Source organism: Methanosarcina baikalica, assembly GCF_031461075.1.
GTDB lineage: Archaea > Halobacteriota > Methanosarcinia > Methanosarcinales > Methanosarcinaceae > Methanosarcina > Methanosarcina baikalica.
Genome location: NZ_JAVKPK010000044.1, coordinates 18898 through 31611 on the forward strand (window position 1 = coordinate 18898; position 12714 = coordinate 31611).

At 39.9% G+C, this 12714-nt stretch carries 7 protein-coding genes; all 7 read left to right on the top strand.

Annotated elements, in window-relative coordinates:
- Positions 1-38: 38 nt before the first annotated feature.
- The gene (locus RG963_RS11025; protein WP_310576327.1) at positions 39-2204 is read left to right on the top strand and encodes an endonuclease MutS2; all 2166 of its coding nucleotides are present in this window, start codon (positions 39-41) and stop codon (positions 2202-2204) included.
- A gap of 550 nt (positions 2205-2754) precedes the next feature.
- The gene (gene ppk1, locus RG963_RS11030; RefSeq protein WP_310576335.1) at positions 2755-4941 is read left to right on the top strand and encodes a polyphosphate kinase 1; all 2187 of its coding nucleotides are present in this window, start codon (positions 2755-2757) and stop codon (positions 4939-4941) included.
- Positions 4942-5560: 619 nt separating this feature from the next.
- Positions 5561-6073, top strand: a complete 513-nt coding sequence (locus RG963_RS11035; RefSeq protein ID WP_310576328.1) for a hypothetical protein — start codon at positions 5561-5563, stop codon at positions 6071-6073.
- A 43-nt stretch (positions 6074-6116) separates the two neighbouring features.
- Positions 6117-6824: a winged helix-turn-helix transcriptional regulator gene (locus RG963_RS11040; protein ID WP_310576329.1), complete on the top strand. Its 708-nt coding sequence runs from the start codon at positions 6117-6119 to the stop codon at positions 6822-6824.
- Positions 6825-7587: 763 nt separating this feature from the next.
- Positions 7588-8952 carry a PKD domain-containing protein gene (locus RG963_RS11045; protein WP_449566837.1) on the top strand — a complete coding sequence of 455 codons (1365 nt, stop codon included), beginning with the start codon at positions 7588-7590 and terminating at the stop codon, positions 8950-8952.
- 994 nt (positions 8953-9946) lie between these two features.
- On the top strand, positions 9947-10189 hold the full coding sequence (locus RG963_RS11050; RefSeq protein ID WP_310576331.1) for a FliH/SctL family protein: 243 nt from the start codon (positions 9947-9949) through the stop codon (positions 10187-10189).
- A 596-nt stretch (positions 10190-10785) separates the two neighbouring features.
- Entirely contained in the window at positions 10786-12435 is a 1650-nt protein-coding gene (locus tag RG963_RS11055) for a Ppx/GppA phosphatase family protein (protein ID WP_310576332.1), read from the top strand.
- Positions 12436-12714: the final 279 nt, after the last annotated feature.

Below are 12714 nucleotides of genomic sequence, written 5' to 3' on the forward strand. Positions count from 1 at the left end.
GAGCCCAACCGGATTTATTGAAACAAAATGTTTTGCATATGAAAAGTGTTTTGCGTATGAACTATTCTCATCCCCTCTCAAGCCTGCGGGAAATTCATGGAATTGGTGAACGGGTAGCCGATAGGCTGGTTGAGCATTTCGGAAGTGAGGAAGCAGCTCTTCAGGTTATCTCCGAGGGAGATATAGCCTCGCTTTTTGAAGTCAATGGAATCAGCCATAATTTTGCTCTTTCCCTTGCAAGGGATGCCAGATCAAGAACTGAAGGGTGTTCGATTTCCGACTTTCTCAAGACAAAAGAAGCCCTAGATCTTTATTCTCGCCTTCTTGAGCTGATAAAAAGTTTTGCCCATACTACACATGCCAGAGACAAGCTAAACCTTTTTTACCCTTTACCTGCCTCGCGCATGGATCTAATTCAGGATAGACAGGCTTTCGTAGGAGAATACCTGGAACTGGGAGATGCTTTTTCTGAGAACCCCGAATTTCTGCAGTTGCTTTCGAGGGTCAAAAAACTCAGTCCAGTGCCAGCTAACCTGAGAGTCAGAGACCGGATAATCCTCTGCGGAGACTCAAAAACCCTGGAAGCAGCCAGAGAGAGATTCCAGGCATTTCTGCCTGTTCAGGCCGTGGAAAATCTCTCTGAATTTGTGGACCTTGCCAGTGGTTATTCCAGTGTGATTGTTTTTGATGACGTCTACCTTGGCTTTGATCTACCTGAAGGCATTGAACCCGAATATTTCCAGGACATTTCTGGAGTTGAGTTATGGCAGGTCTTGCCTGAAAAAGAACTGGCTTTTTTTGCGCGAAATCTGGATTGTGTCCGAGCCTGCCTAAATATTGCATATGCTCTGCGCTCCAGAGACTTTAATTTCTTTAATGAACTTTTAGGAGAGAGTGGGAGATTTGATGCACTCGAGGAAGCTCTTTCAAAACTCGGAGAGGATGGAAAGCCTATTAAAGGTTTTGACCCTGAACTTGACAGGCTCGGAGCAGCCCTGCAAAACCTTGACACTGTACTGACCTCTGCCCTGAATGAAGCAAACCAGCGCATGAACCGGACCCTAGAGGCAAGTTCGCTTACTCTCAGCGGCCAGGAACTCATTAAGCTTATGAGTGGGGGAATGGAAATCAAGGAGCTGCTCGCAAAGGAACTCAATAGAATCTACAAAGGTGAGATTGAAGTCATCAAGGAAGAGCTTGCTGAAAAGCTCGACCTTCAGAAGCAGGAAAAATTGATGCTTGACTCCCTATTTTCTGACGAGATTTCCTATCCTCTGAGTGCAGACCAGTCTCAACTTCAGCTTCTCAGGCAAAAACTTAACAATACTCTTGAAAAAGCAAGGCTTGTGCGGAAAAGGGAGCTTGCAAAAACTCTGTCAACTTTTCGCCAGCCTGTAGAAAAGCTTGTCAGAAAAGTCCTGGATTTTGACCTTGGCTTTTCAATAGCCTGCTTCTCGGCAAAGTTTAAGCTGAAACTACCGAAACTGATTTCTGAAACCGGAATAGGGTTTAAAGCCGGAGAAAACCTCTTTTTAAAGGTACGCCACGGAAAAATCGATCCTGTCAATTATTCCGTCGGAAAAACCAGTTTTTCTCCCGCAGGTCTGGAGAGCAGGGTTGTGCTTTTGAGCGGAGTAAATTCCGGGGGCAAGACTTCCCTGCTCGAACTCGTTGCCCAGTGCGTAATCCTTGGATATATGGGCTTTCCGGTCCCTGCAAAAGAACTTGAACTGGGACCTGTAGAAGAATTCTACTATTTCGGGAAATCAAAGGGAACCCTTGATGCAGGAGCTTTTGAAACTACCCTCAAGCAATTCTCAGTGCTCTCCGAAGCAGCGGGAAAACTGGTGCTTGCGGATGAACTTGAATCTATTACCGAGCCTGGAGCCTCTGCACGGATTATAGCAGGAATCCTTGAATATCTGTCCAGAAACGAATGGAGTCTCGGGATTTTTGTTTCTCACCTTTCGGAGCTGATCCTTGAAAACGCCGGGGCAGATATCAGAGTAGATGGGATTGAGGCAAAAGGTCTGGATTCTCACCTGGAACTGATCGTAAACCGGAATCCTGTATATAATCATGTTGCGCGAAGTACTCCCGAGCTAATTGTAGAACGGTTGCTCAGGAAGACCATTGGAAAAGAAAAGGATTTTTATATCCATTTAAAAAATAAATTCAAAACAGATTCAAAGGCACCTTCTTAAGAAAATCTAGATAAAACTTTTAAAATATATTAATGGCTAATTCTAATGGAATCTTCTAATCTTTTCTGACAATCTTCTATACTTTAATTTCCTTGAATTCAGGGCATCTTTTTTTGCTTTTGTTAATAATCACCTTTAAGAGATAGTGTTATAAATCTTTAGTTCTATATATTAATAAATAGTAATGAGTTCGCGGAAATTCCGTAGGGTCCTTACAATTTTGTTAATACAAAAGTTTATATAGGCGTCGGTGTCAATGGACCTCCGATAACTTAATATGTAGATTTGCCGTCCCTTACGCAGAAAATTCAAAACCCTAATCGGCTAAAAGGGTTGATCTGTGATTAAGGGAAAAAATTTCCATGGGACTAACCATCTTTGGTTGTTTAAGTGGACTCGGGGGCTATCTTCTTTTCAACCTAGTGAAACCGGGTGACTATCAGATAATGAAATTGAATTATGAAATATGCAGAGATTTTATCTTCAGATCTGTTATCATTTTTAAATGCAGATCTGAAGAAGTACAAAACCCAGGCCACGCGTGATAGTAATGGAGCGGAACTTCCCCATTCAGTGTGCAGATTTTGATAGGCTGGTTATGGATAATGTTGAAAGAGCTCGGGTAGAAGTTTCCGGTATACCTGACCTCAGCGATCCGTGTTTATATACGGACCGCGAGTACAGCTGGCTCCAGTTCAACGACAGGGTACTGGAAGAAGCTTTCGACGAGCGCAATCCCCTACTTGAGAGAGCAAAGTTCCTTTCCATTTTTGGGAGTAATCTTGATGAGTTTTTCATGGTCAGGGTTTCAGGCGTCCAGAAGAGAATAATGGAGGGAGTAAAGGACGACCGGGCAGATGAACTTGCTCAGGAACAGCTTCGTATTATCCGGGAAGAGCTTCTCAGGCAACTTCCTCTCAATGACAGCTGCTGGAATGAAGTACTTGAGCCTGCTTTAAGGGAAAAAGGAATTAAAGTCCTTAATTATTTTGAACTTTCCGGGGAAGACAGAGAAAAGCTCAGAGACTATTTCGAGAGAAACATTTTCCCTTTACTTACACCTCTGGGTTTCGATTCAGGGCATCCTTTCCCCCATATTTCGAACCTTAGCCTTAACCTGGCAGTACTTATCGATGACCCGGATTACGGGGAACGCTTTGCTAGGGTCAAGATTCCTCCAATGTTCCCCAGACTTATCGTAGTTCCTGAAAACGGCCAGGAAAGAATAACCTCCAGTTTGGAAGAGCTAAAAACAGGGCGTTTTGTCTGGCTCGAACAACTTATTGCTGCAAATCTTGACCTTCTATTTCCCGGACAGCGTATTCTTGGAGCTTATCCATTCAGGATCACGCGGGATGCAGACCTCGGATTTGATGAGGATGGGGACAAGGATCTTCTGACCGCCGTAAAGCAGAGAGTTGGGAGGAATTACTTTGGGCCGGTTGTTAGACTTGAGGCCGACTATACAATGCCCCCCAGAGTCTCTGATATTCTTCTTAAGAACCTGGAACTTACCTCTTCCCTTATGTTCAGATCTGCAGCTCCTCTGGGACTTTCAAGTCTCATTAAACTTGCACAGATTAACCGTCCTGAGCTTAAATACGAACCTTTAGAACCGAGAAAACATTCTCAGTTGGCTAATACGGAGAAAATATTTGCGGTTCTGAAAAAGAGAGATGTTCTTCTCTACCATCCCTATGACAGTTTCGAATCGGTAATTGATTTCGTAGAAGAGGCTGCCGGTGATACGGATGTCCTGGCAATCAAAATGACATTGTACAGGGTAGATGACAATTCCAGGATTATTCAGGCTCTTATGAAGGCTGCAGACCGGAAAAAGCAGGTAGCTGTTCTGGTGGAACTTAAAGCTCGCTTTGATGAAGAGAATAATATAGGCTGGGCAAAAGAGCTTGAGCGCAAAGGCGTTCATGTAGCCTATGGCTTCCCCGGGCGTAAAACCCATGCCAAGATGTGCCTGGTGGTCAGGGCCGAAAAAGAAGGTATCAGGTATTACGTGCACATGAGCACGGGGAACTATAACGCTGTCACAGGAAAGCTCTATACCGATTTCGGCTACCTGACAAGTGATTCATTCATAGGCAAGGACATCTCGGACCTTTTCAATGCTCTTACAGGTTATTCGAGAAAGGACCATTATATCAAGCTCCTTGTAGCCCCCCAGACCCTTAGGCACCAGATTCTGGAGCGTATCAGGCGTGAGATCGACCTGCATGAAAAGTATGGAAACGGACATCTGATCTTCAAGATGAATTCCCTTGTGGACTACCAGTGCATTCGGGAACTTTACAGGGCTTCCCAGACCGGAGTGAAAGTAGACCTTCTTGTCAGGGGAATCTGCTGCCTCAGGCCAGGCATCTATGGGCTCAGTGAAAACATCCGGGTTACTTCTATAGTCGGCCGTTTTCTGGAACACTCCAGAGCATATTATTTCAGGAACGGCGGAAAAGAAGAAATCTTTATGGGCAGTGCCGACCTCATGCCGCGCAATCTGGACAACAGAGTAGAAGTCCTTTTTCCTGTCTCTGCCGCATACATTCCCATTGTGAGGGATGTCATCCTTGGTACTCAGCTGAAAGATAACATAAAAGCCCGCCTGCTGCTTCCTAATGGCAGGACTGAAAGGATCTATCCGCAGCCTGAAGAAGAAGAACTGGATTCCCAGTTATGGATGCTTGAAAATACTGAAAGCTGGGATTTAGGCTCTCAAAAAGGCTGAAAAGGTGAATTTCTTTTTTTACTTTTTTCCTCATTTGCACTTAAAACAACAGATTTTTCTCATTATCAACGTTGGTTATTATCTTTTGCAAAGAAGTGGCATAGAGACCTCGTTACCATATAAAAGATATAATTCTTTAAAACAGGAAGGCAGGATCAAGAAAATTCTTTAAAATCATATTTATCAAGAAGTTCTTGTATAGAATATCGGTTTTATTATCTGATTAATCTGTGATATTCCATAAGCGGGGTCTGGTCTTGGTTGTGCTGTAGATTCTATTGGCTCCAATTGAGCAGTTGATTCTGCTAGAGAGAATGTACACAAAAAATGTGCCAAAAACGCTAAAATCAAAATCGATATCAATCAAATGATCTTGGTAAGCTGAATAGTCACTATAATGCTAAGCATTTTAATGAAATTTGTATATTAAACGTCAACTATAATCTATATTATACATTTTATAAAAACATCGGTCGCTTTAATCGGAGGAATATAAAATCAAAAGATTTATATTCTATCTTTTTACATCTTTTTTGGTGATTTTATAACATCAAATAAAGAAAACATAGATCAGAAAGTTAATTCGACTTCCGCTGAAAAAGAATATATTGTTGAACTCTTGAAAGATTATTTTGTTTGTACCGAAAATGCTTCATCTTCGATATTAATTGAGATAGATGTAGAACTATTAGAATTCGAAAATATTGATGATCCCTTGAAAGATGATTTTGTTTGTACCGAAAGTGCTTCATCTTCGATATTAATTGAGAAAGATGTAGAACTATTACAATTCACTAAAACAGCTGAAAGCTGCTCTGATATATGCGCAGCAGAGACATCCATAAAGCAAAGACAGACACGATACAACAAAGTACAAATAAACTCAAAAGTGACTTCTCTTGACATATCTTTGAGTTGGAAATATAAGAAGAATAGCCTGAGACTTACTATACTTTCCCCTACAGGAGTCTCTTATGGATCCTATATAGCTAATTCTAGCAACAAAATAGTCTTAAATATAAAACCAAAAACAGGGAAATATCTGCAAGGAGGAAATTGGAAACTCAATGTGTACGGAGTATTAATAAGTGGGACTGAGGCATACAAGCTTAAAGCCGCCGCGCATTTTTAAGCTTCAAAATAAACTAATTTTCTGTTTATTATTTGTTTTTTTAATGGCAACAGCTGGGGCTACTGAATATATTATAGAGCCTATTTCAAGTGATCAATTTGGAGTCCCGATTAATGGAGAAAAGGTGGTAGAGCTTCAAGTCATCGAAATACCCTACTGGCAGTTTCTTTTGTGGCTGGTCACAGTGAACATTTTAGTGGCAATTGACTTAATATGTCCTAATAGGCTAGTTTTTGCAATAGCCGGATATAAAATTGTAAATTCTGGAAATGTACTTGACAATCCCAGTCGTTTTAGTATCTATACCTATATCAAAACCAAACCTGGAGCATATATTAGTGAGATTGTAGGAAAGGTCGGCTTAGACAGAGAAATTATAAAATATCACATAAAAGCTCTTGAAGCTCAGAACAAAATCGAAGCCTATAGAGAGGGTGGGAAGACAAGATTCTTCGAAAATAGTTTTGCTTATAATAATGAAGAAATTAAAATTATTTCTGCTCTTCAAAACGTAATGAATCAAAGAATAATTTTAGAAATACTAACTTGTAAGTGTAATACAAATACAGCTCTTGCACGCGAACTTAGAGTTTCCAGGGCTACAATCAGTTGGTACATAAAAAATCTCCGAGAAATTGGCCTTATAACAGAAACAAAAGAAGGAAGGAATACAATTTACAGTATAAATCATGTATATGAACTCGTTGTTGAAAAACATATTAAGCATTTACAGGATTCTTACAATAACTAGCATTGCGATTCCGAAGTATATTCACAAAACTTGATTTTCTAGTATATTCAACGATCACGAATTTTTCGGCAGTGTCACGAATTTGCTGTAAATTTGAAGTCAAGTTTTTGTGTACTAGGGGAAGAATTTATCTTTCGATATGGAATCTGGTTTCCCTCTCTTTTTTTCTTTCTATTTCTGATATTTACTTGTATATTGTACTTAATTCCTCTCTTTCGGTTACATTTTCTGATATTATCGATATCGGTCTATTAGGGGGGTTCAAGTGTACCCGGATCAGATTCTGGCTTATAGCTGCGAGCATGACCTACTTTATACACTTTATTACAAAAATGTTGACACAATGCCAAAATCCAGTGAGGAACGTAAAATTAAAAATCACTAGATCTTGAAAATGGTCACAATCTTTTGAATGTGATCTATTGATTAATGTCGGAAGATCTCGAATATTTAGTTTGACTGAAACCTGAATCCTTCTAACTAATCAAGTTTTCAACCAAGAAATACAAAAATCACTGGATTTGGGAACAGAGTCTAAAGTGTTAATTGTTAGATACTTTGGTAATACAAATTATATAGATGTTTATAAGTTGTAATGTTTGGAATTCGATCGAATAGCCCATTTCTACATTATAAAATGTATGCTTCTGTCAAAGTAGGTTACAAAACGCTGGAGAAAAATAAAAAAGTTTACTTATGTCAGTAAGTTCAGAATATTAACATATTTTATATGAAAAATAAACGGGAGAAAAGGAGTAAGATAATGAAAATTAACAAAAAATTACATTCATTAACCTTAGTATCAGCAGCTCTGATTTTATTTTTAATTCTCGTTTCATCTATGGCATCGGCATCGGCATCGGCATCTCCTGAACAAAATCCGCGAACTATCACTCCACCGGAGATCACCAGTGGGGCAGGGGATTCCTCCGATGACCAGGTTGTGTTCGATGAGGTATCTAGCGAAGAAATTGTTGCAGACACGGAATCTATACAAGCCGCCGCGCCCAAGATCACTGAGAAGCGTATCACCACCAATACAGCAGATCAGTGGAGCCCTGTTATCTATGATAACAAGATCGCGTGGGAAGATTTTCGTAATGGAAACTTAGATATCTACATATATGACCTTTCTACTAAAAAGGAAATCTCTACTCTCAATGCATCAGATCAGTATTCTTCAGATATTTATAATAACAGAGTAGTGTGGGTAGATTATCGCAACGGAAATCCTGAGATCTATATGCAAGATCTTTCTACTAAAAAGCAAACTCGGATCACCACAAGTGGATCAGCATACAGCCCTGCAATCTACGGTGACAAGATTGTCTGGACAGATTATCGCAATGGAAACCAAGGTATCTACATGTACGATATTTCCACTAAAAAGGAGACTCCGATCACCAGTAGCGGATCAGCACAGTGGCCTGCTATCTATGGCAACAGGATAGTATGGGAAGATTATCGCAATGGATACTTTGATATTTACATGTACGATTTATCCACTTCCAAGGAAACTCGGATCACCACCGATGAATCAAGTCAATACTCTCCTGCAATCTATGGTAACAGGATAGTGTGGGTTGATGATCGCAATGGAAACACTGATATCTACATGTACGACCTTTCCACTTCCAAAGAAAAAAGAATCACCACCAATCCATCAGCTTCATATTCTCCTGCAATCTATGGTGACAGGATAGTGTGGGAGGATGATCGCAATGGAAATTGGGATATCTATGTGTACGATCTCGCCACTCGCCAGGAAAGTCACACTATCGATAAATCAAATCAGTACAACCCAGATATCTATGGCGATAAGATAGTGTGGACAGATATGCGCAATGGAAATTCTGATATCTATATGGGTACCCTTTCAACTTCCCCGGTTGCTGCATTCTCTGCATCTCCAATCTCTGGGAAAGCACCACTGAAAGTAACATTTACTGACAAAAGTACAGGAACACCCACTTCATGGAAATGGAGTTTTGGAGATAAAACATATTCAACAGCCAAGAGTCCTGTGCACAAGTATACTAAAGCAGGAAAATACACTGTCAGCTTAACAGTAAAAAATGCTGTTGGAAGTAACACGGCGAAAAAGACTAGTTATATCACAGTTAAGTAAGCCAACATCTTAAATTGGAAAACAATAAAAAATCAAGCTTGGAGTGGGGAATTTATTTATCAAATGACTTAGCTCGACTACGTCACATTAGAAGGTAAAGCGTCATCATTAGTTTGGTGTAAGTACTGTCTAAAGAAAACGTATTTCCATCAATACTTTTTTATAATATTACTTGCATAAATATAATTGGTTCATAAGGGAGTAACTGTGAGTGAAGCAAATGTAGAACAGCTTAAAAACTGATTCTGTAATAAACTTCATAATACAGGATAAAACCCTGTGAACCACCCAACTGATTTTTCAATATCATGATCTTTTTTAATATAACGATCTTTTTTATAAGTTTTTCATCTTAGTGTAGCGTCCATAGCAAAATGTCGTATAAAATCGATTGCAACTATTCAGAATCATTGAATCTTTGAGGATTGACGCGACACTAGAGCAATAATACAGTAATTTTACGAAAATAACTGTATTGTGAACATAGCTGTATTGTGAACTATCCTGCTTATGGGGACAAATGGAACAACCGAAGTTTCAATAGTCGCAGTCGCAATCGTAGCTGCATAAGTAATCCTAGCTGAATTTCTCCGTGTAACTCCATTTTCCTAAAAGGTATTTATTGTGGCCTTCATTGTGGAGTCAATAGTATGAAAACAGTATCGGGAACATGGTGTATATTTTGTTGAAGTTCTGAAATAGCTAACTTTTATCAATAAATGTAGCTACTAATCTAGATGAAAATAGATCTTTTTTACTACTTTACTGATAAGAAACATATTTAACTAATTATATCTGCAAATAATTATATTAATTGATTTGGATACTCTAACCGGGGGAAATTGCAGGTAGTGTTTTTTTAAAAGATATGGCCTACTACAGATTTTCTTTCTCATTAATAACGGTGCATAAAAAGAAAGTGAAAAGCTGGGAGTGTAGATATATGAAAAGCCAAATAAAAAGAACAATAGCCGTTTTGCTGTTAGTTTGTTTTTTGGTATCAGTAACAGCTGCAACAGTATGCGCGAGTCAAAAAGATTACAGTAGAGGATACACAAAAGGTATCAGAGAAGGCTATACAGCCGGTTTCAAGGCGTGCAAAGAAGAAGGAAAAGAACGTGAGAATTTCCTTTATCGTAAAGAGACAATCGGTCCAACCGACTATGATACTGGTTACGAGGATGGCTTCGACATAGGTTATCGAAGAGGCTACGAAGCTGCTGGTTGTTCACTGTGAGTCTAACGATACAAATGTAAACTGTAACAACATAAAGGCTATGCCCAATTATATTAGAGCTTATCCCAAAACCAATTTTATTCTCAATCATTAAGAGTTTCAGAAATAATTTTCATGATCCGAAACCTTGATTGATTATTCCGAATACGAGATTCAGAGACGGAATTTCGAGTTTTGGGATCAGCTCAGTATGTAAAATAATCAATGCATCCAATATATCGGAAGATTATGTGCAGAAATAATAAAGGTTACTATGAAGATAAGCCAAAAAACGAAGAATGTCGAATTGTTTTAAGTGTTCTGATCATGCATGACTTAAATAATTAAGAGTATTCTCTTTTCTTAGTTGTCGAATTCCATCTTCCTGATCGACAAGATAATCTTTTATGAATGAGAATTAATTAGACATTGACTCTACATCTTGTTTTTTGCGGTGAAAGGAAAGGGATACAGAGTCAATCATATTTTACAGAACTTTCGGTACACTGTCAAATAATCTCAAATAGAATAAAAATATGAACTAATATTGTGAAGTTTATTTTGAGTTTCTCGACTCCTTCGAGAAAAACGAAAGACAGGGCTTTCAGGTGGTAATAATGGAACCCGAGAAAATTTCCGAAGGCAGAGTTGTCGCATTTATAGACATAGGGACTAACTCGGTCCGTCTCCTTCTGGTACGGATTAATCCCAATGGATCTTACCAACCCCTGACCAAGCAAAAGGAAACAGTCCGGCTTGGTGATAAGGAATTCATAGATAGGATTCTGCAGCCTAAGGCGATGGAACGCGCAGTCATTGTCTGTAAAAAGTTCATGGAACTTGCCAGGGCCTACAGGGCAGAAGAGGTTATAGCTGTGGCTACGTCGGCAACCCGGGATGCGAGCAATAAGGTTCAGCTTCTCGAAATGTTGAAAACGGAGGCAAACCTGGAAGTCTGCACAATTTCCGGAGCCGAAGAAGCCCGTCTGATCTACCTCGGGGTTTCAAGCGGGCTCCGGCTAGGATACTCAAAAGCGCTGTTCATAGATATCGGAGGTGGAAGCACCGAAATATCTGTAGGGGACCAGAGCCAGTGTTATTTTCTTTATTCTCTTAACCTTGGGTCAATCCGGCTGACAAATATGTTTCTTCCGGACGAAACAGGCCCTGTTTCCGAGGAGCAGTATGAACAAATTAAAGCCTATATCCGACGCAAGACTACAGATATAACAAAAGACCTTTCCAAGTACAGGGTAGGCTGTGCGATTGGAAGCTCCGGAACAATTGAGAACCTTGCCAAGATAGCTTTTGTTTATCTGCACAAAACCTCCCATGAAAGCTTTGAGAAACTGGGGTATGAAGACCTGAAAGAAATAGTCAGGGCGATGTGCGCCCTGCCTCTTGAAGAGAGGCGCAAATTTCCGGGAATCAATGCGCAAAGAGCAGATATTATAATCGCAGGAGCTGCAATTATCGAGACCTTCATGGAGGAGATGGAGCTTTCCGAAATCAGGGTCAGTAAACGCGGGCTCAGAGAGGGGCTGCTCGTAGATTATATCTCAAAGAGCGAGTTTTCCTACATGATTACCCAGATGTCGGTAAGAAAGCGCAGCATTATGCAACTTGGACTTACCTGTAACTTCGATGAAGAACATGCCCACACCGTCACCAGACTGACTCTTGAGCTCTTTGACAGTATTCAGGCGCTTGGAATTTATGAGTTCAGGGAAGGGGAAAGGGAACTTCTTGAGTACGGTTCGACACTGCACGACATAGGAACATTTCTCTCATATGATACTCATCAGTCCCATGCTTATCACCTGATAAGGGAGAGCACCCTTCCGGGCTTTCAGCCTGAAGAAATAGAAATCATAGCAAACCTTGCCTATTTTCACAGGAAGAATACCCCGAAGAAGAGGCACCCTAATATCGCCGAGCTTAATAAAGATGCCGTAAAAAGTATCAGAGTCCTGAGTGCCCTGCTCCGCATTGCAGAGTGCCTGGATCGCTCTCATAATGGAATCATTTCCCATGTCCGATTTTACATTGTCTCTACCGACAGCCTGGTACTTGAGATACATGCCCAGCGGGAGTGCCAGCTCGAAATATGGGAGGTAGAGAAGCAGAAAAAATATTTTAAGAAAATGTTCGGATATAATCTCCAATCCAAAGTTCTTATAGAGCAGGATGCTGGGGTTCCTTTAGTTCTTGAAGGAAATTCTGAGCTTGAGGAACTTCCAGGAGTTGAAATGTCCTCCAAAAATTAAATTGAGAAATTTTCGGATTTGAATGAAAGCGAGTTTTCAGGAAAAATAAATGGGTAACATACTGAGTTATTATCATTAATTGATTAGGAAAGTACTCGATTTTCGATCGATTGAAAAAAAAGCCAAATATAAGGAACAGAGGTTAACTCTTTCTTAATCTTAAATTAATTATTTAATTGTGAATATTTAGAATATCATCGATGATCTATTCACGTTTTTATTGTCACTCATTGAGGAGTATCTTGCTGGTCGCAAAGTCTCAAGGTTCCCTTACCTTGC